The sequence below is a fragment of the Dyadobacter koreensis genome (genome assembly GCF_900108855.1).
Lineage (GTDB): Bacteria > Bacteroidota > Bacteroidia > Cytophagales > Spirosomataceae > Dyadobacter > Dyadobacter koreensis.
Map to the genome: position 1 here is coordinate 167,457 of NZ_FNXY01000002.1, position 19,496 is coordinate 186,952.

Here is a 19,496-nt window from a genome sequence, read left to right on the forward strand (position 1 = left end):
CTTAAATTCAGATATTTCTCCAAGCCACCCGTCCGACGGTTTTTTTCACCGTCGGACGGGTAATAGATAGTTAACAGGGAGCTAACAAATAAATTCAACCGCATCAGTGCGAGTCCCGTGTCACTTTATCTCCTGATCCTCCTTTTAGGAAATCAAGATCAGCACCCTCATGGGCTTGCATCACGTGATTTATATGAAGTTTAACGTAGCCACGGTTATAACCCATATCAAGGGGTTTCCATAATTTTCGACGTTCTTCCAGTTCTGCATCAGAAACTTCCAGATTAAGTTTTCTGTTTTCGACATCCAGTTCGATGAAATCACCATCCTGAACCAGAGCTAAAACTCCCCCCACCGCAGCTTCCGGAGACACGTGTAAAACGACGGTGCCAAAGCCCGTTCCGCTCATCCGGCCATCAGAAATCCTTACCATATCAATTACGCCTTTTTCCAAAAGTTTTTTTGGTAAAGACATATTTCCAACTTCCGGCATCCCGGGATAACCTTTTGGGCCAACATTTTTCAAAACGAGGATACTATTTTCGTCAACGTCAAGGTTCGGATCATCAAGTCTCGCCTTGTAATCATCGATATCTTCAAAAACGACGGCCTTACCGCGATGCTGCATCAATTCCGGTTTCAAAGAAGCAGAAGGTTTTATAACGGCTCCGTGGATACTTAAATTTCCGCGAACAACAGCCAAACCTGTTAAGTCTTTCACTGGCTCTTCCAGTGTTGCAATTACCTCTGAGTCGAAACATTCCGCAGATTCACAGTTTTCCGCGACCGTTTTTCCATTTGCAGTAATGGCATCTTTATGTAGAAGTGAAATCATTTCCTTAATCACAACAGGTAATCCGCCTGCGTAATAGAAGTCTTCCATAAAATATCCTCCTGAAGGCTGCAGGTTAAGAAGCAACGGAATTTTTTCACATAATGCGTTAAAATCGTCCAGAGAAAGATCTACGCCGATACGGCCGGCAATTGCCAATAAGTGTATCACAAAGTTTGTCGAGCCGCCGATCGCTGCATTCAGCATAATTGCATTTTCAAATGCTTCACGTGTCAATATTTGAGATAACCTCAAATCGTCCTTTACCATTTGGACGATACGGCGTCCCGATAATTGTGCGATCACTTTTCTACGCGAATCAGCCGCTGGAATTGCTGCATTTTCAGGCAAAGTTAACCCCAGTGATTCAACCATACAGGCCATTGTCGAAGCTGTTCCCATTACCGCACAATGTCCCTGGCTACGACACATACAAGCTTCCGCTGTTGTCAATTCGTCCTGGGAAATTTCTCCCTTTCTATACATTTCACTAAAACGCCAGACATCGCTCGTGCCGATCGTCTTACCGCGATAACGACCCGTTAGCATGGGTCCTCCCGACACAACAATCGTAGGAATATCTACACTTGCAGCACCCATAACCAATGAAGGAGTAGTTTTATCACACCCGCAAAGCAGCACCACGCCGTCGAGCGGATTGGCGCGGATTGACTCCTCTACGTCCATGCTGGCAAGGTTTCTGTACAACATCGCCGTTGGTTTTATCAATGTTTCGCCCAAGGACATAACGGGAAATTCCAATGGGAATCCACCTGCTTCCCAAACGCCTCTTTTCACAGATTCGGCCAATTCACGGAAATGACCGTTGCATGGTGTCAGTTCTGAAAACGTATTACAGATACCGATGACGGGGCGCCCTTCGAACTCATCCGCAGGAAATCCCTGGTTTTTCATCCAAGCTCTGTATATAAAGCCGTCCTTTCCAGACTTGCCAAACCAACCGCGGCTGCGCAATTTATTTTCTTCCATTATTCGCCATTGTTTATATTCGAATAGTAAAGGCAGAATGTAGTTAAATATAATTCCGCTCATCCTTTAAAAAGTAAAATATAGTATCTTCGTTAAAACACGTGCTCCCGGTTACCTATGATTTCTTCAGATAATATCAGATCACTATTATTAAAAATACTTACCTGCTTTTTTCTCAGCATGCTTTTCAATTCGGTATCTGCCCAAATTCACAACGGACAATTTCTCGAGAAGCTTCTTAAAAAGCATTCGCAGCATTTGACGAACGTCCTGGATCATCCGGACAAATATGAGGTCCAGATTCTGTATACCAAAATTGATAGGAATAAGAAAAATGAGCCACATTTTACGACCTATGGATATCATGTAAATAACAGCCAGTATTTTTATCCTGCAAGCACAGTTAAATTACCAGCGATATTATTGGCCCTTGAAAAGATTAATAAACTGAAAATCGATAAAACTACACCGATGATTACCGGTGCCGATCGGCCGGAACAAACGGCCGTAACTGTTGATACAACTGCTGAAAATAAATTACCCTCTGTTGCGCATTATGCAAAAAAGATTTTGCTGGCGAGTGATAACGACGCCTTTAACAGGTTGTATGAATTTATCGGGCAGGCAGATTTTAATGATTCATTACATGCAAAGGGATACAAAGATGTAAGAATTACACATCGTCTCGAATCCCCGATCGGAACGGAAAATAATCGTTATACCAATCCTGTCAAATTTGAAAAAGATGGAAAAGTGATTTATGAGCAGCCTGGTAAATATGCAGATAAGCAATATACCTCATCAGAAATAATCAAGAAAGGAAAGGGATATTTGAAAAACGGCACCTTGATCAACGAGCCATTTGATTTTACGGAGAAGAACTTTTTTGCTTTAGAAGAACAACACAAACTCCTAAAGGCCATATTTTTTCCAGAATATGTCCCTGCCCGCCAGCGATTTGATCTATCGAAAGACGATTACAGCTTTTTGTATCAATATATGTCGCAGTTTCCGGTTGAGACGGAATTTCCTGCAAATTATACGGATGATTATTATGATGGATATTGTAAATTTCTGCTGTTTGGAGGGACAAAAACCCGCTTGCCACGACACATAAGATTATTTAATAAATCAGGCGATGCTTATGGTTTTCTGTTGGACAATGCTTATATCGCAGATTTTGAAAAAGGAGTTGAATTTATGCTGACTGCTGTAATTTATTGTAATGAAGACCAGATCTTCAATGATGATAAATATGATTACGAAACGATAGGACTACCTTTTATGCGTGATCTTGGAAAGGCGGTTTTTGATTATGAATTGGGAAGACACAGATCCGTTCGTCCGGATTTAAGTAAATTCGAAGTCAGATATGATAAATAATCAGGAAACTTTGAGCTTTGTTTGAGAAGCGATCTGGCAGATATACAGATTGATCAAATGTCCTGCGATCAATAGGGCCGAACCTGCATAACCCAGCCATTGGAAAATAATATTTTGCTCTTCAAAAATCAGCGAAATTGCAAAAATCAATAGTGCACTCCAAAGTAAAACTTTCACAAAAAGGGATTTGTGATCGCGCGTTGCAAAATAAACTGCAACTGCATTCACTAAAATGAAAAAATAATCAAGGGAAACGAAACCTATATGTGCGTGATGTTCATGGCCAAAACTTGACCCCAAAGCAAGTACAGGCATGGCTACACAATGAACGATACAAAGTACCGAGCCAAGTATACCGATATAATCTGCTTTGTTGTGAGCGTGACTAATTTTCATGTGTAAATACAATTGGGTTGCAAAAGTAACAGTATTCTGTATTATATGCAACGATGTTGCAGTGTATTTTGTTCAATATTTATAAGGAAGCAGAAAAGAAATTATCTTTGTAAGGATTTACTGAACTTAGAACTTAACTTTGGCGTGTGAGGTTTTTAACATAAGGAAAACCAGACAAAGAATTTAACTTGGTTGAAAATGGAGCAGTTAAGAGAAACATTGAAAGGTCATCATCTACGTACAACGACGTGCCGGGAAGATGTACTTTCTACGTTTATGAATAGAAAAAACGCACTTTCTCACGGTGATTTGGAAGGAGCGTTAGGTGAAAATTACGACCGTGTGACCATATATCGTACGTTAAAAACTTTTTTGGAAAAAGGTATAATCCATAAAGTCCTGGATGATGAAGGATTGAGGTATGCTCTTTGTTCGCACCAGTGCTCGGAAGAGAAACACCAGCATGATCACATTCATTTTAAATGCAATGAATGCGGCAAAACGAATTGTCTTGAAAATCTTCATATTCCAAATGTGGCTTTGCCGACCGGCTATCAGCCCGAAAGTTTCAATTTGCTGATACAGGGAAAATGCCCCGAGTGTCTGGCCAATTAATTAGTCATAAAAAACGGGTTCAGAAATCCTGAACCCGTTTTTTATGACTAATTCTACCCTATTTAACTACCAAGTTAAAATCAAGGTTCACATCATCACTACCGGGGGTAGCAGTACCGTTTTTCGAATTTGGCTGGTGACGAAGCTGAACTTTTAATTTCCCATTTCCCGCCGCGCCTGCCTTAGCAGTTCCTGTCAAGCCGACTGGAAAATTATTGCTGTCTTTGTCTCCATACGTGTAAGTAAGCAACGAAGTTGGATTCGGCGTATAAATCAGTAAATGCTCAAAATCTTTCTCTTTAATTTCCTCAGTTATATTTTCAACGGGCGTTTTGCTTTCATCAAGAAATTCCGGTGTCACTGTATAACTTGCGTTGGCTTTTAAAGAGATCGTGTCAAATTTCGTTGGCGCATTTCCGCCATCCCCATCGGGATCCTTGTATGCGAATTTAGTAATAGTTCCTGTGCCAACTTCTGTGAAAGTCAAGGTTACTGAAGTAATCAGCTCATTTTCATCGTCAACTTCAACCTCGTCACCCGAGTCTTTGCATTGGGAAAATAAAGTGGTCACACCAATCAGCAACATCCAGGTTAATTTACGGCTCATGTTCATGTGTTATAAAATTTATTGGTAGAAAGAAAAGATTTAGAAAGTCAGGCACCAAATTTCCATTTGATCCGCAGTGAAGCATTTCGGCCGATATCATCCGAGTAATACCGGAAACGGTTCATGTAATCCCTATAAACAGTGTTGAAGAGATTTGTTACAGAGATACCAATTTCCAACTGCTGTTTTTCTGAAACATGCATAGTCCCTCCGGCCTGAACATTCCATAGTGAATAAGCTGCGGGAGGAGGCGAAAAATCACTGTTTGAAGGAACGCGTTTTTGTCTGGCTACCCACAGATTTCCAGCGGAAAGAAATAGATTATGCCATTTTCCGAATTCAGGAATAGTGTATTTTAACTGATTATCCCAACGGTTCGACGGGATCATTACCAGGTAATTATCATTGCGAGTATCGTAGGCTTTCAGATAACTAAGCTTACTTGTCAGCCTTATATTTTTTATGAATTCCCAATCTGCTGAAACATCAACTCCCTTAAAAGTGGCGTCCGTTTGTGTGTATTTAAAATAAGGAAAAGCACCTCTAACCGTCAGAATTGGGTCAGGTTGTGGTTTGAGATAAATAAAATCTCTGATGTAATTGAAATATCCGCCAATCTCGATGGTTAGTTTTTCGCTCTCATATTTTACACTTGCAATAGTATTAATTGCTTTTTCAGGATGCAGCGTAGAATCTCCCCGCTCAAATGCCGCGGCACCATGGTGTACGCCATCGCTGAATAATTCACTGACGTTCGGCGCACGCCACGCACTTCCGGCGTTTAACCGTGCCGAGAAGTTTTGAGAGAAGTTTCGGGTAGCACCGATAGTTCCGGATGCATTGGAAAAGGTAAAGTCGTTAGAAACTTTTTGTCGGCTTACGATCCTATGCGTGCTAAGTGTCCGGTAATCATAGCGCGCGCCGGCCTCGAATTCCCAATTGTTTCGGACGTATCTTTCAATCCAGAAAATGCCAATGTTAAATTGATTGAAATTTGGGATTAATGGACGACCCGACATCAGATTGTATTGATATAAACTGCTAACGCCAACCTGGCCTGTAATCTTTCCGGCAATCGGTTTATGATCCCATATTAAGTCGTTGGTAAGAGTATTTAATTTGAATGTCAATTCCGGATGATTCAACGAAGCTATGGAATCGTTGCGGGGAACATGCAAATCATATTCATTTCGATTGTTAATTTGCTGGGCGATAGTCCATTGAAGACGGTTTCCATCGTTGAAATGATAGTGAGTCTCTGCTTTCAGTAAATCATGTGTGACATTTTGGTTTGGTCTACCGATGTCGTAGGTAAATCCTGATTTGACGAATGGCTCGCCGTTATTGATAACGTTGAGTAAATCCGTAACACTACCGATATGAGATCCGGAAAAAATACCGATCCTGGTATCAAACCGACTGTAAAACAAGTCTACACCAAAACCTTTGTTGCGATATCCGGCGCCTAAAGAAAAGTTTTTCTCATTTATCCCCGTATTGTCAAGAAAATAATCCGGTGTCCGGATATTTCCGCCACGTTTGATCGTTCCCTGTGCACGCCAGCCAAAACCTGAAACGCCTTTGATTCCGCCTTGCAAAGTTGAAGAGGCGACCCCCTGGCGACCATTCGTAAACCCCACCAGATTAACTTCACCGCTTATCGTTTTGTTAAAAGGCAATTCTTCCGGTTCAACTAAAATCACGCCCCCGATCGCATCCGAACCATAGCGAACACCAGCAGCACCTTTGATAACAGACATGCGCGTTGCTACAAAAGGATCAATTTCAGGCGCATGCTCCGATCCCCATTGCTGCCCTTCCTGGCGAACGCCATTGTTCATAATAAGAACACGGTTACTGTGGAGGCCATGAATTACAGGTTTGGAAATAGATGATCCGGTCTGCATGGTAGTGACGCCGGTAATTCCTTTCAGACTTTCTCCAAGACTTTGGCCACGCGTTTTTTCAAGATCGCTTCCTGATAATATTGTCAAAGGTTGAGAGCTTGGCGCATCCGTCCGGTGAGCCGTGATTTCAACATCTTTTAGATGAACTTCCTGTTCTTCCAGATTGAAATTTTCTTCATGCCCGGCGGTAAGATCTATCGCTTGTTTGTAAGAGTTATATCCTACAATCCGCGCTTCCAGTTTATAGCTTCCCGGACACAGATTACGAATTTCATACCTACCTTTTTCGTCAGTAAATACTCCATTGGTTGTTCCTTCCAGTAAAACGGTCGCACCAATTACGGGCTGACCGCTGTGTTGATCGCGAACAACGCCCTTGATGAAGCAGGCACAATCTGTGTTTTGCGCCTTGCTTAGTGAAAAAATAGCCAGCGCAAGAATCAATAAAAAATATTTTTTCATCCGGTATTTGGAGAACAGAATTATCTAAATCCTATTATCTCCGTCTTATGTTCTATAAAAGGAGTGAAAGCGGTTTACAGTCGAAATCTGTAAGTGTTACAACGTTGCAAAAGTACAATTCATGCAACTGTGTTGCAATTTTATTTTACAATTTCTTTTAAACCTTTTATTATAACACCGTAAATTTGATCGCTGATTATGAAGGAGAAAGCCTCGATCGGTTTACTATAAATTCTTATAATGTGTCAGATCTTTTACTGATAAAAATACTTTTAATGCCCCCGTTAATTGCAGGAGTAACGATGAGCGTAAGAAAATGGGGAGAGGGATTTGGCGGTTGGATAGGAGGGTTCCCCTGGGTTGCGGGCCCAATTTCCTTTTTCATTGCGATGGAAAACGGACCCATTTTCGCGGCCTCAACGATCCCTTCTGCTTTAATGGGATCTATTGGAACTACCTTTTTTGCCTTGATATATTCCGTTGTCGCGCCAAGGCTATCGTGGCTTCCAAGTGTTTTGATTAGCTATGTGGCCTTTTTCATCGTGGCGTTGGCTTCATTAGGAAGAACGCCGTCGCTACCATTTGCTATTGGGCTCAATGTGCTGGTTCTTTCCGGTGTGTTGTACATTTTTCCAAAACCGAAAGGTAAAGCAGAATATAGAAAGCATCCCGTTTATGATATTCCACTTCGGATGTTTGTTGCAACCTTATTCGTGGTTTTGTTGACGCAACTTTCTGATAAGCTTGGACCAACGTGGAGTGGAATTCTTACGCCGTTTCCAATTATGACGTCAACTTTAGCCGTTTTTACGCATTCGCAGCAAGGTCCGCAAGCAGCAGCGCGGATACTTTATGGACTGCTGCTTGCAGGATATGGCTTTGTGGTATTTCTTTTGGGCGTATGGTGGATCGTGCCCAAAATGTCCATTGGATTGGCTTATGGAATTCTGGCGATCGTAACAATGACTGTGAATGCCTTGATGATCAAGTTGGTCCGGTAATAAATTTGTAATTCTAGACCCGTTCCAGTTTTACCGGATAAGTCTTTTTTGCATTCCATTGACACACATAAATGTTTTCGTCCTGATCAATACAAACATCGTGGCAGTGCATGAAGATCGGTTTGTCCTGAACCATCATTTGCAATTTTCCACCAATGTATTCAGGTTTGGTACCGCCAGGATTGGAAATTACTTTATTGCTTTTATCCAAAATCGTAACAAATCCTGAATTGGGAGTCTGGTTGTAATATCGTAACCGCGACCAGCAAACGCCGGCATATAGCGTATCGTTTTTAATAACAGGGCGACAAACAAAAGCTCCGGGCAAGAATAATGTTGATAAATATTTTCCGTCAAGTGTGAATCGTTTAAAAGAATTATGAACGCGGGAGGTCACAAGCAATGTCGGATTGGCTTTGTCGCGGTAATCGACCGTGATACCATGTGCCGTTGAAAACTGGCCATCCAAGTCTCCCGAGCCGCCAAATTTATCAATGTATTCACCTTTTGGTGTATATCTCAAAATCCATTGTGAACCGTATCCGTCCGCGATATATATCGTTCCGTCCGGGCCGATCGCCGTTTCCGTCGGTTTAAAAGGATCAGATTCTTTGTAAGCGCCAACTTTCGAAGGGTGTTCAATCGTCAATAAAATATTTCCTTTTAAATCAGTCTTGAAAACCTTGCCGTTGGTGTCGCATATGAACAAATACTCGGCTCCGTTCGCGTTCCAGAGGGTTAACCCGTGACCACCCGGAAATTCGTGACCCCAACTATCGAGCAATTTTCCTGAACGGTCATAGATCAGAATATTGTTTTTAACCTCATCGCCGACCATAATCAAACGGCCTTTGCTATCCTGAACCATTTCATGGCAATTATTGATCGGAAATTTCGAAGAATCAAGATTTCCCCAGCCTTGTTGGACACGGTATTTATGTGAACCATGACCGATAATTTCTCCATCCGCTTTGGGCTTGGCATGAAGGATATAAAATGGCTTAAAGGTTATTGCAGCTGCAGTGGCAGCAGCAAACCGGGCGAATTGGCGACGTGAATATTTCTGATCCATGGATTAAGGTTTTCATGAAAAAGACGAAGGAATTAATTTTCTCCCTATTCTCAATGAAAAAGAGCTTGTCGTTTTTTGACGGCAAGCTCTTTTTAAAATTATAAACTTTATAAAGATTCTTATGAATTTCCGGAATATCGTTTTCCATAACGGTTTAACCAGTCCATCAGTTTGTTTACATCCTGCACTTTAAATAACTCACTTCCGGCACTCATTGTGGCAGCAGATCCGCAGGCGACGCCCATACGAACGGCTTCACGCAAAGATTTTCCTTGTGAAAGGGTCCAGACTATTCCGGCCACCATACTGTCACCTGCACCGACGGCACTTTTTTTCTTCACCGGCGGAGCTGGAATATGCTCGACTTGATCTTCGGTTACAAGCATGGCGCCCATCGCTCCCATGGAAACTACGACCACCTCACACTGGTTACGAATAATTAGTGCCCGGGCTGCATCATCAACGTCATCCATTTCAAGTTTTTCAACACCAACCAGCTGACTGAGCTCGGTAATATTTGGCTTTAACAGATATACACCGGCTTCTGTTGCTGATTTCAATGCGTCACCGGAAGCGTCTGCTATAAATCGGGCCCCTTGCTTGTGTGCAATTTTTGCTATTTGTCCATAAAAATCGGCCGGCGCTCCGGGAGGTAAACTTCCGCTGGCAATGATGTAGGATGGTTTTGGATCGAATTCTTCAATCGTCTCCAAAATCGAACGAACTTCTGTCGGCATTAACTCGGAACCTGGAACACCGAAACGATATTGGAATCCGGTACTCGTTTCCAGTACGTGAAAGTTTTCGCGGGTCCATTGTTTAGTTTCTATAACCAGTGTTTCGACACCCTCACTTTTAACCAGTTTATGAAGGCGTTGTCCAGTCGGGCCGCCGATCGTGAAAATGGCCGTGGGATTTCCGCCCAAACGATGAATCGCTTTTGCTACGTTGATACCACCTCCGCCTGCTTCGAAATTAGGGGTGTCGCAGCGAAGTTTGTTCTCCGGTACGATGCGGTCTACGTTGGCACTTTTATCCAATGCCGGGTTAATAGTCAGCGTTACGATGGGTCCGGTAGCCATATTTTTTGAAATAATTTAATATAAAATTGAAACCAGTTACGAAGAATCGTGTCTACTTGACGAAATTACGTGAATATAAATAGAAAAGTGACCGACCCCAGTTTCATTTTAAATAATCTCAAAGAAAACCGGCACAATTCTTCCTTATCCTTCGGTAAGATTCCAGCCACCATCGACGGTTAGAATTTGCCCTGTTGTGAATTTTGACATATCAGACATAAAGTAAACAGCAGCTCCATCAAGATCGGCCGGCAGGCCAAATCGTCCGCCATTGAGCGTTTGTTTTGCACTTATAAATTCTTCGATCTGCTGATCTTTATTTTCAGGACTTTCAATAATCGAAGGCGCAAGGACATTTATACGAATATTGTTCGGTGCGTAAGTCGCTGCAATGGACTTCGAAAATCCAAGTACCGCAGATTTCGCCGTTGCATAAGCATGTGCAGAAAAATGTCCCGGAAAAGGAGTGAAATCGAGCGCCGAACTCATATTTAAAATTGTTCCACCTTTACCCATACCAAGAAAAGCCTGAACGGCAGCTTGGTTGGACAACATCAGGGATGTTAAGTTAAGGTCCAGGGTATTAGTCCAACCACTTAACGTCAGTTGATGCAACGGGCCGTCGCCAAATTTTTTTCCGCTTCCGCCGGCGACGTGGTATAAACCATCGAAACTTCCGAATTCCCGGATGCACAATTGAATTGCTTCCAGTGCTGTATTTGGTTGCGTCGCATCTCCCTGTTTCGCCCTCGACTGGCTTCCCAGCTGTAATTCTGCCACCAGACAGTTTTCCGGATTACGGCCTACGACGATCACGTTTCCACCGTGTTTTACAAAAGCTTTGGCAGCCGAAAATCCCAACCCCGTAGTTCCTCCAATTATAACGATATTCTTATTTGACAGCCAATTTTCCATAATGCGTTAATTTTTTATGCAAAATAGAACTATTGCCATAGAATATAAAATAAAAAACACCCCGCATCTCTGATTAAGAGTCGCGGGGTGCCTGTTATTGAATATAAATATCTAAGCTACGGAACGAAGCAGAGACATCGATGATTTACTGAATTTCTCTTGTGCGTAGTCCAATGTCATCGTGAACTCTTTAACATCTTTTTGAGACGGCAGGTCAAACATAGCATCAGTCATGATCGATTCACAGATTGCACGGAGACCACGAGCGCCCAGTTTGCAAAGCATCGCCTGATCAACAATGAAATCAAGTACCTCTTCCGTAAAATGAAGCGTGATGCCTTCCATAGCAAAAAGTTTGCTGTACTGTTTAACCAAAGCATTCTTTGGTTCAGTCAAAATACGGCGCAATGTTTCACGATCAAGTGGGTTCAAATGTGTAAGAACGGGAAGACGTCCGATCAATTCAGGAATTAATCCGAATGATTTCAAATCCTGAGCCGTTACATAACGCATTAAATTACCCTTGTCAAAAATTTCGATGATACGGTTATCACCTGAAAACCCGATTGGTCGTGTATTGATACGTTTTGCGATATGGCGTTCGATACCATCAAATGCTCCGCCACAAATGAAAAGAATATTTTCAGTATTGATCGTGATCATTTTCTGGTCCGGATGCTTACGGCCACCTTGCGGCGGTACGTTAACAGATGATCCTTCCAGCAATTTCAAAAGAGCCTGCTGCACACCTTCACCACTTACATCACGAGTAATAGATGGATTGTCAGATTTTCTGGCAATTTTATCCATTTCGTCAATGTAAACGATACCGCGTTCTGCTGCTTCGACGTTGTAATCCGCGGCCTGCAAAAGACGAGTCAGAATCGTTTCAACGTCTTCTCCCACATAACCTGCTTCCGTAACCACGGTTGCATCTGCGATGCAGAAAGGAACCTGAAGAATACGTGCGATTGATTTTGCAAGATAAGTTTTACCAGTACCGGTTTCTCCAACCATAATGATATTTGATTTTTCAATCACAACATCATCTTCTGTTACAGTTTGATTAAGGCGTTTGTAGTGATTATAAACCGCCACAGCTAATGAACGCTTGGCTTCATCCTGACCTATCACATATTGTTCAAGAAAACGTTTGATTTCCGTCGGAGGAATCGATTTAAGTTTTGGCAACTTCGTTTTCTTATCCTTCTTATCATCTTTTGAATTTAACTCCTCAGTAATAACCTGATATCCCTGTGCAATACAATGATTGCAGATGTGGGCATCAATACCAGAGAGTAAAAGTTCAACTTCATTTTTTTTGCGTCCGCAAAACGAACAACTTACTTGTGCCATTGGTGAATATATACAGTTATTAATTTTACAACTATTAATCAGATACTTATCAAAACAACTGTACCGTGAGAAATATTAATGGGTATTTAACTACAACAAAAGTATCGGGGGCATTGTTCAAAAGACTAAATTTTATCTCCTGAATTTGATATACGCGCACTTATACTCCTGTAAGTTGTGCTGGCTTGAAATGAATTAGTAACCTTGTTCTTTTTCAATGCACTAGCCATTTTCCCCAAAGTTCCGGCTTTTTCAACTTGTTACCAAATTCATTCGCAGTCGCAAAAAGAAAATCGCCCGAAAGTTTGATTCTCGGGCGATTTTATAACCATTGATTTCAAAAAACTTATTTATCGCGTGTTAAAACTTCATCGATAAGTCCATATTCTTTTGCTTCGTAGGCCCGTAACCATTTGTCACGATCAGAGTCGATACCAATTTGTTCAGCAGTCTGACCAGTATGTTTCGCAAGAATCTCGTAAAGCTCATGACGAAGTTTTACGATTTCACGGGTTGTGATCTCGATATCAACAGAAGTTCCCTGCGCTCCGCCAGATGGCTGGTGGATCATCACACGAGCATGAGGAAGAGCAGAACGTTTTCCTGCCGCGCCGCCTGCAAGCAATACAGCTCCCATTGAAGCAGCAAGACTTGTACAAACAGTAGCCACGTCCGGACGGACATATTGCATGGTATCATAAATACCCAAACCTGCATAAACAGATCCACCGGGACTGTTGATATACATAAGGATATCCTTCTTGGGATCCGCTGATTCCAGGAACAAAAGCTGAGCAACAATTATATTGGCAATATTATCATCAACACCGGTTCCCATAAAGATGATACGGTCAGCCATTAATCTTGAAAATACATCCACTTCACGAAAGTTCATCGGACGCTCTTCAATAACCGAACGGGTCATGTTTTCAACAGTGTGGTTCATGTAACCGTCAACTGTAAGGCCACTCATTCCTAAATGATGAACGGCATATTTTCTAAATTCATTTCCGTGATTCATGAATAAACTTTAAATTTTAAAATAATATGTAATGGATAGAGTACATCTCTCAAAGAACAAAAAGCCGCACTGCTTAGTTTCGAAATACGAATATGCTGATTTGTTTCTTTGTTCTTCACAAAATTGACTATTTCATTGAATAATCCTCGTCTGTTTCAGTTATAATTTGTCGAAAAATCCGAGAAGCGATTCTTTGAATGCTTTTTAACTTGCATACGTTATCACTAAAAAGCCAATAATACGAGTAAAATTTAGTCTTTCAGAAATTCGGTGTTAAAATTTATTCTGTCGAGCAGACTATGAACAATACGAACAATCCATCAGAAAAAATACGGCAGCTGCGTCTGCAAAAAGATTTGTCGCAGGAGAATATGGCCGATATGCTTGGACTTTCCACGACGGCCTACGGTGATATGGAAAGAGGGAGAACTGAACTATCTTTTTCCCGACTGGAAAATATTGCCAAGTTATTGGATGTTTCATTACCGGAACTGCTGGGTTTTGAGTCAAAAACACTTTCGGAAACAGAATGGCTTCGTCAGGAAAATGAAAGGCTTTTAACGGCTAATGCCAAACTGCAAAATGAGCTGGATCTCTGGAAGAAAAGATTTGGATCTTTGGTGACTTTGGAAATTGGAAGACAGGTACAACAGCATCGGGAGCCGATTGGATTTTGAGGTTCAAGCTTTTTATAAATTATACTTCATACTTAAATTGATAACCAATTTTTGTAAAAGATAAATTTGCGTCTTAAAAAAGCTAACCACGATTTTAGATGGAAAAGCATATAAAATTTGATAAGCCGATTCCGGAAACGATCAAGATGGCATTGAAGTACAAGCGGCAATGGCGAGAAAAAGTCTAGTCGGGAGAAATTAAAGTGAATCCATCTCGAAAAGCTTCGTAACTCTTTTAAGTTAAGTGACGGAACACATGACAAGGGCCGGGCAACGGTTTTTGGAAAATTCTTGTTTTTGTACAAGGAGAACGCACTTTTAAGATTGATAAATGATGTATACACAAAAAGAAAAAAGTAATGAGAAACCAGGGGTGTGGTTTTTTCTTTTGATGTTTGGACTGGGATTTGCCTTTCTTTTAATTACGTATGGAATGTATCGAGATTCTGCTTGGAAGGATGAAATGTCAACCCATAGTCCAACGGTTTGCATGAAAATAGCATATGGTACCAAAGGAGCTGGGACGGTGAAAAATCCTGATAATATTTATGCTGAATACCAAGGTAAAACGTACAATTTTGAAATGGGGAGAAAGTATTATCGTAGTTTGCTTGGTGTTGACACTATTGAAGTTTACTATGATAAAGCCAGCGACAGAGCCTTTCTTTTAGGATCGGGGAATGTCCGACATTTTACTGCACTATATTTTTTTGTTGGCGGAATTGGGCTTGCAATAATTGTCGGAAGTATTTCGGAATTTATTAAGCTTATTCAAGCAAGCCGTGAAAAAGGATTTAATGCTTAAAACTAGTTTAACTTGTCGCAAATAACGTCCGTTTCCTAAGACCGGAGCCGCCGTGATTTGACTGTCTAAAATGACTCAAAAAGTGTATCATTTTGTCATTTCACAAATCAAAATAACGTTTTAATAGTTGCCCTAAGTTAGTGAGACTAAATTACCTTTCACATTCATTCCGGATCTTCCGGGTGCCGGGTGCAATGATTATTCTTTTCCTTTTAAGCGCTAACTTGCCACGGCAGCTTTATCAACGCGAATTATAGTCATAAAATAAAACGAGGTCAACTTTCTAAAAAGTTGACCTCGTTTTATTTATATCACAATGAAATACTTATAAACTAAGCAACTTCACCCTTTGCAAGTTTTTCGAATTCAGCCACATCAATTGTTTTTTCATCCGTAGCAACCTGGCTGCGAACGATATCGATGATTTTGTTATCAAAAACCTGATTGAATATTTGAGAATAGTTATCGCGTTCTTTGTCTGCAAGATAGCCAGCCGCAACACGGTCAATGGTATCAGTCATACTGTCGTCGTCTCCGTACATACCGAACTGGCCGCGAACCATCTGTTTTGTAAATTCAAGAATTTCAGGGTATTCAACTTTAACACCTTCTGAATCTGCAATTTTATTTTTAATCAAGCTCAATTTCAAAGACTTTTGGAAATCTTCGAATTGTTCTTCGATTTGTTCACGAGTAAATTTGCCCTCATTAGTGCGTTCCAACCAATCTTTAAGGAATTCACCTGGAAGTTCGATCTGGATTGAATCAAGCAAAGCAGTTTCAAGATCACGACGAAGAAGCGCTTCTGTTTCGCGTTCGTAATTTCCTTTAATTACTTCCGTAACTTTTTCATTGAAAGATTCTTCGCTGTCAGCAACGCCTGGTCCAAGAACCTTATCGAAAAACTCCTGGTTAACTTCTGCTGGTGCAGAGCGCGTGATATCTTCAACGATCAAAGTGAAATCACCTGAAAGTTCGCCGATATCTTCTTTTTTCTTACCAGTAACGTGCGCAATCGCAGACTGGTCAGCAAAAGTATTCTGGATATCAAAAGTTACAACGTCGTCTTTTTTCAAGCCGATAAATTTAGCCTGATTTTCTTCTGCTACCTGTTTTGTAGGGATAGCAGTACGTGTTGTAAATTCAGTAGATTCTTGTTTCAATTCACCAAAAATCATGTCACCTAATTCACTTACTTCCGGGTGAATGCTATCAGCAAATCTTTCACGAAGACTGTCAACGGTTTTTGTTAACTCGTTTTCGTCAGTTTCAATCGTATAACGTTTTACCGCAGGAATTTCAGAAAGATTAACTTCGAAATCAGTAGCAACACCAAGATCGTAGCTAAATTCGAAATCACCTGGTTTGTCCCAGTTCGCTTCTTCTGCTTTTTCGCGGTTAGGAATTGGATCTCCAACTACCTGTAATTTATTTTCGCGGATATAAGTGCTTACTGCATTGCTCAAAAGACTGTTTACCTCGTCCACTAATATGCTTTTTCCATACATGCGCTGAATTACATGGGATGGTACTTTGCCAGGACGAAAGCCTTTTAAATTCACACGTTTTGAGTAATCCTTGATAGACTTATCAACTTTTGGCTGATAATCATCTTTGGTTAGCGTAACTTTAAGAGAGGCCAATGTTGGCGAATTCTTCTCTAATAAAACTTCCATGCTTATTGCTATTAGTAAATGTGCTTTTTTAAGTAAAACGCAAACAAAAATGCCCTCAAAACAGTGTCCTGAGGGCATTTGACGGGTTTACTACGGAGCAGTTCATCTTCTTATTTCAGATAGGAAACATGACGCCCCGTCAATCCCTTGTTAGTTGTACGGGCGGAGGGAATCGAACCCCCACGCCTTGCGGCACTAGATCCTAAGTCTAGCACGTCTACCAGTTCCGCCACGCCCGCTCTTATTTTCTCTTTAATCTTCAACCCTTGTCGTTGGTTGGGAGTGCAAAGGTAGCAAAGTTTATTTTAAACATGCAAACTTTTTGAAAAATATTTTTTGAAAAATAATTTTGTTGAATAATCTCGCTAAAATTTGTTATTTTGGTGAAGCGTACTAATTACTATTAAGCATTGGAGCAACTCGTTGAAACCCTGAGCATAGATCTGGAGCAGGAGCGTAAGGATATCCTTAAAAAATATCGCAGGTTGTTACGAACAGCCAAGCCGTTTTTGAAGGACAATGATGCAAAATTAATCAAAAAGGCCTTTTATACATCTGTCGACGCACATAAGGATATGCGTCGCAGGTCTGGCGAACCTTATATTTACCATCCTCTCGCCGTTGCACAAATCGTTGTGGAGGAAATTGGATTAGGTACTACCGGTATCGTTTCTGCTTTATTGCATGATGTGGTTGAAGATACGGATATGCGTATCGAGGATATTGACCGGTTATTTGGAAAGAAAGTCGCCAAGATTATTGATGGGCTGACCAAGATTTCCGGAAGATTTGAATACGGAACTTCTCAACAAGCCGAGAATTTTCGAAAAATGCTGCTTACTCTTTCAGATGATGTTCGTGTAATTTTGGTGAAACTGGCCGATCGTCTGCATAATATGCGTACGCTCGACAGCATGCCGCGCGACAAACAGCTGAAAATTGCCTCGGAAACTATTTTTATTTATGCTCCGCTGGCACACAGACTTGGACTTTATAGTATCAAATCTGAGCTGGAAGAGTTATATCTGAAATATACCGAGCCGCAGGAATATCGTGCGATTTCGCGGAAACTGCGAGAAACGAAAAGTTCTCGCGATCGCTTTATTTCCAAATTTACAGAGCCGATTGCTCAGGACTTGGAACAGGCGGGGCTGAATTATATTATTAAAGGGCGGCCAAAATCTATCTATTCGATCTGGAATAAGATGCGCAAGCAGAATAAGCCTTTCGAAGAGATTTATGATTTGTTTGCAATTCGTATTGTGTTGGAATCTCCGCAGGAAGGTGATCGTGAAAAGGCACTTTGCTGGCAGGCGTATTCTATTGTGACGGATCATTATAAGCCAAACCCTGACCGCCTTAAAGACTTTTTGAGTACGCCGCGTGCGAATGGATATCAGTCCTTGCACTCAACGGTTATGAGCAAAAGCGGGCAGTGGGTTGAGGTGCAGATCCGGACTTCACGTATGGACGAAATTGCCGAAAAGGGATATGCGGCGCACTGGAAATATAAAGGAAATGATACGAAGGTCCGTGGCAATATCGAACAATGGATCAGCCAGGTGCGCGAAACTTTGGAAACCGGCTCAGGTGATAAAACTGCGGCAATCGAATTTTTGGATGAATTCAGAACAAATCTTTTTAATGAGGAAGTGTTTGTTTTTACTCCAAAAGGCGAATTGAAAGTATTACAGAGCGGCGCAACGGCCTTGGATTTTGCGTTTGATATTCACTCCGAGGTCGGTGTCCATTGTATGGCGGCAAAAGTCGGGGGCGTTTTGGTTCCGATCAGTTATGTGCTGAGCAATGGAGACCAGATCGAAATTATTACCTCAAATAAACAAAAGCCAAACGAAGACTGGCTTAGAATTGTCAGGACATCGAAAGCCCGGGCAAGGATCAAAGATTTTCTTAAAGAGGATAATCGCCACTATGAGACGGATGGCCGTCAAATGGTGGAGAAGAAACTGAAAATTCTTGGTATTGAACTTACGGCCGAGGTCGTAAATCAACTGCGTGCTTTCTTTGAATGCAAAACGGCGACTGACTTTTTCTATAAGATTGGAAAAGGATATGTTCATCTTGATGAATTAAAAAGATTTAAAAGAGATAAAGAGGCAAAGGAAAGAAAGGCTGTCGTTGCCACGATTGTTCCACCGATCGAAGGAGCGGATGGCAAAGCTTACACCAAACTTCTGAAAAACCTGCATGGCGACCGCGTCGACAGCGATACGTTGCTGATCGGGGATGACATGGATAAGATTGATTATAAACTTGCGCCCTGTTGCAATCCAATTGCAGGAGATGACGTTTTTGGTTTTGTAACGATTAATGAAGGGATTAAAATTCACAGAACGACTTGCCCGAATGCTGCCGAGTTGATGTCAAAACATGGTAATCGTATTATTAAAGCCAAGTGGGAATCGAACAAAGATGAAGCTTTCCTTGCCGGACTTTATCTCTCAGGGACAGATAGGGTTGGTCTGATTAACGACGTTACCAGGATTATTTCCAACGAACTGCATATCAACATGCGAGGGCTTACAATTGATACCAAAGATGGTGTGTTTAACGGTGATATCCGTCTGTATGTGCAGGATACGCGACATCTGGATGTATTGATCAGTAAACTTGAACAGGTTGAGGGGGTTTACCAGGTTCAGAGATTTGATACGAATCTTTCAGGAAACCAGTAAATA

Annotated in this window: 16 protein-coding genes and 1 tRNA gene; 6 read left to right on the forward strand and 11 right to left on the reverse strand. The window is 41.4% G+C overall.

The annotated features are described in order from the left end of the window. Nucleotides 1-103 precede the first annotated feature (103 nt). A complete protein-coding gene (locus BMY70_RS05325; RefSeq protein ID WP_090334736.1) occupies nt 104-1,822 on the reverse strand; it encodes an IlvD/Edd family dehydratase in 1,719 nt (572 codons plus the stop codon). Between the two features lie 180 nt (nt 1,823-2,002). Here BMY70_RS05325 and BMY70_RS05330 point away from each other — a divergent pair, with 180 nt between their 5' ends. After that, nucleotides 2,003-3,205 (forward strand): serine hydrolase, encoded by a 1,203-nt coding sequence (locus tag BMY70_RS05330; protein WP_229209491.1) that lies wholly within the window; start codon nt 2,003-2,005, stop codon nt 3,203-3,205. On the opposite strand, the gene BMY70_RS05335 is transcribed toward BMY70_RS05330, so the two are convergent. Further along, nucleotides 3,206-3,601: a MerC domain-containing protein gene (locus BMY70_RS05335; protein ID WP_090333028.1), complete on the reverse strand. Its 396-nt coding sequence runs from the start codon at nt 3,599-3,601 to the stop codon at nt 3,206-3,208. It abuts the gene before it with no gap. Between the two features lie 198 nt (nt 3,602-3,799). On the opposite strand from BMY70_RS05335, the gene BMY70_RS05340 reads away from it, so the two are divergent. Then, entirely contained in the window at nt 3,800-4,216 is a 417-nt protein-coding gene (locus tag BMY70_RS05340; RefSeq protein WP_090333030.1) for a Fur family transcriptional regulator, read from the forward strand. Between the two features lie 58 nt (nt 4,217-4,274). On the opposite strand, the gene BMY70_RS05345 is transcribed toward BMY70_RS05340, so the two are convergent. Both BMY70_RS05345 and BMY70_RS05350 read right to left on the reverse strand, forming a co-directional pair. Then, nucleotides 4,275-4,823, reverse strand: a complete 549-nt coding sequence (locus BMY70_RS05345; RefSeq protein ID WP_229209492.1) for a hypothetical protein — start codon at nt 4,821-4,823, stop codon at nt 4,275-4,277. 47 nt (nt 4,824-4,870) lie between these two features. After that, on the reverse strand, nt 4,871-7,192 hold the full coding sequence (locus tag BMY70_RS05350) for a TonB-dependent receptor (protein WP_090333033.1): 2,322 nt from the start codon (nt 7,190-7,192) through the stop codon (nt 4,871-4,873). A gap of 275 nt (nt 7,193-7,467) precedes the next feature. Between BMY70_RS05350 and BMY70_RS05355 the strand changes: the two genes are divergently transcribed. Continuing rightward, nucleotides 7,468-8,193, forward strand: a complete 726-nt coding sequence (locus BMY70_RS05355) for a hypothetical protein (RefSeq protein WP_090334737.1) — start codon at nt 7,468-7,470, stop codon at nt 8,191-8,193. 13 nt (nt 8,194-8,206) lie between these two features. Here BMY70_RS05355 and BMY70_RS05360 read toward each other — a convergent pair whose 3' ends face one another. The 5 genes from BMY70_RS05360 to BMY70_RS05380 all read right to left on the reverse strand — a co-directional run bounded on the left by BMY70_RS05360 (nt 8,207) and on the right by BMY70_RS05380 (nt 13,639). Next, complete coding sequence (locus BMY70_RS05360; protein ID WP_090333036.1) at nt 8,207-9,265, reverse strand: NHL repeat-containing protein; 1,059 nt, start codon at nt 9,263-9,265, stop codon at nt 8,207-8,209. 119 nt (nt 9,266-9,384) lie between these two features. Continuing rightward, a complete protein-coding gene (locus tag BMY70_RS05365) occupies nt 9,385-10,347 on the reverse strand; it encodes a 1-phosphofructokinase family hexose kinase (RefSeq protein ID WP_090333039.1) in 963 nt (320 codons plus the stop codon). A 144-nt stretch (nt 10,348-10,491) separates the two neighbouring features. Beyond that, the gene (locus BMY70_RS05370) at nt 10,492-11,262 is read right to left on the reverse strand and encodes an SDR family NAD(P)-dependent oxidoreductase (RefSeq protein WP_090333042.1); all 771 of its coding nucleotides are present in this window, start codon (nt 11,260-11,262) and stop codon (nt 10,492-10,494) included. A 111-nt stretch (nt 11,263-11,373) separates the two neighbouring features. Continuing rightward, nucleotides 11,374-12,618 (reverse strand): ATP-dependent Clp protease ATP-binding subunit ClpX, encoded by a 1,245-nt coding sequence (gene clpX / locus BMY70_RS05375; RefSeq protein WP_090333045.1) that lies wholly within the window; start codon nt 12,616-12,618, stop codon nt 11,374-11,376. A gap of 346 nt (nt 12,619-12,964) precedes the next feature. Beyond that, complete coding sequence (locus tag BMY70_RS05380; RefSeq protein WP_090333047.1) at nt 12,965-13,639, reverse strand: ClpP family protease; 675 nt, start codon at nt 13,637-13,639, stop codon at nt 12,965-12,967. A 299-nt stretch (nt 13,640-13,938) separates the two neighbouring features. On the opposite strand from BMY70_RS05380, the gene BMY70_RS05385 reads away from it, so the two are divergent. Both BMY70_RS05385 and BMY70_RS05390 read left to right on the forward strand, forming a co-directional pair. Further along, nucleotides 13,939-14,316, forward strand: a complete 378-nt coding sequence (locus BMY70_RS05385) for a helix-turn-helix domain-containing protein (protein WP_090333050.1) — start codon at nt 13,939-13,941, stop codon at nt 14,314-14,316. Between the two features lie 331 nt (nt 14,317-14,647). Continuing rightward, nucleotides 14,648-15,121: a DUF3592 domain-containing protein gene (locus tag BMY70_RS05390; RefSeq protein ID WP_143072060.1), complete on the forward strand. Its 474-nt coding sequence runs from the start codon at nt 14,648-14,650 to the stop codon at nt 15,119-15,121. Between the two features lie 332 nt (nt 15,122-15,453). Here the strand turns inward: BMY70_RS05390 and tig are convergent, their stop codons facing one another. Next, the gene (tig, locus tag BMY70_RS05395; RefSeq protein ID WP_090333054.1) at nt 15,454-16,797 is read right to left on the reverse strand and encodes a trigger factor; all 1,344 of its coding nucleotides are present in this window, start codon (nt 16,795-16,797) and stop codon (nt 15,454-15,456) included. Nucleotides 16,798-16,954: 157 nt separating this feature from the next. Further along, nucleotides 16,955-17,036 (reverse strand) — tRNA-Leu (locus BMY70_RS05400). 171 nt (nt 17,037-17,207) lie between these two features. Between BMY70_RS05400 and BMY70_RS05405 the strand changes: the two genes are divergently transcribed. Continuing rightward, on the forward strand, nt 17,208-19,493 hold the full coding sequence (locus BMY70_RS05405) for a RelA/SpoT family protein (RefSeq protein ID WP_090333056.1): 2,286 nt from the start codon (nt 17,208-17,210) through the stop codon (nt 19,491-19,493). Nucleotides 19,494-19,496: the final 3 nt, after the last annotated feature.

Excerpts from the sequence above, each read along its gene's own strand:
- BMY70_RS05325 (WP_090334736.1), bottom strand. The coding sequence starts at position 1,822 with ATGGAAGAAAATAAATTGCGCAGCCGCGGTTGGTTTGGCAAGTCTGGA.
- BMY70_RS05330 (WP_229209491.1), top strand. The coding sequence starts at position 2,003 with ATGCTTTTCAATTCGGTATCTGCCCAAATTCACAACGGACAATTTCTC.
- BMY70_RS05335 (WP_090333028.1), bottom strand. The coding sequence starts at position 3,601 with ATGAAAATTAGTCACGCTCACAACAAAGCAGATTATATCGGTATACTT.
- BMY70_RS05340 (WP_090333030.1), top strand. The coding sequence starts at position 3,800 with ATGGAGCAGTTAAGAGAAACATTGAAAGGTCATCATCTACGTACAACG.
- BMY70_RS05345 (WP_229209492.1), bottom strand. The coding sequence starts at position 4,823 with ATGAGCCGTAAATTAACCTGGATGTTGCTGATTGGTGTGACCACTTTA.
- BMY70_RS05350 (WP_090333033.1), bottom strand. The coding sequence starts at position 7,192 with ATGAAAAAATATTTTTTATTGATTCTTGCGCTGGCTATTTTTTCACTA.
- BMY70_RS05355 (WP_090334737.1), top strand. The coding sequence starts at position 7,468 with ATGCCCCCGTTAATTGCAGGAGTAACGATGAGCGTAAGAAAATGGGGA.
- BMY70_RS05360 (WP_090333036.1), bottom strand. The coding sequence starts at position 9,265 with ATGGATCAGAAATATTCACGTCGCCAATTCGCCCGGTTTGCTGCTGCC.
- BMY70_RS05365 (WP_090333039.1), bottom strand. The coding sequence starts at position 10,347 with ATGGCTACCGGACCCATCGTAACGCTGACTATTAACCCGGCATTGGAT.
- BMY70_RS05370 (WP_090333042.1), bottom strand. The coding sequence starts at position 11,262 with ATGGAAAATTGGCTGTCAAATAAGAATATCGTTATAATTGGAGGAACT.
- clpX (WP_090333045.1), bottom strand. The coding sequence starts at position 12,618 with ATGGCACAAGTAAGTTGTTCGTTTTGCGGACGCAAAAAAAATGAAGTT.
- BMY70_RS05380 (WP_090333047.1), bottom strand. The coding sequence starts at position 13,639 with ATGAATCACGGAAATGAATTTAGAAAATATGCCGTTCATCATTTAGGA.
- BMY70_RS05385 (WP_090333050.1), top strand. The coding sequence starts at position 13,939 with ATGAACAATACGAACAATCCATCAGAAAAAATACGGCAGCTGCGTCTG.
- BMY70_RS05390 (WP_143072060.1), top strand. The coding sequence starts at position 14,648 with ATGATGTATACACAAAAAGAAAAAAGTAATGAGAAACCAGGGGTGTGG.
- tig (WP_090333054.1), bottom strand. The coding sequence starts at position 16,797 with ATGGAAGTTTTATTAGAGAAGAATTCGCCAACATTGGCCTCTCTTAAA.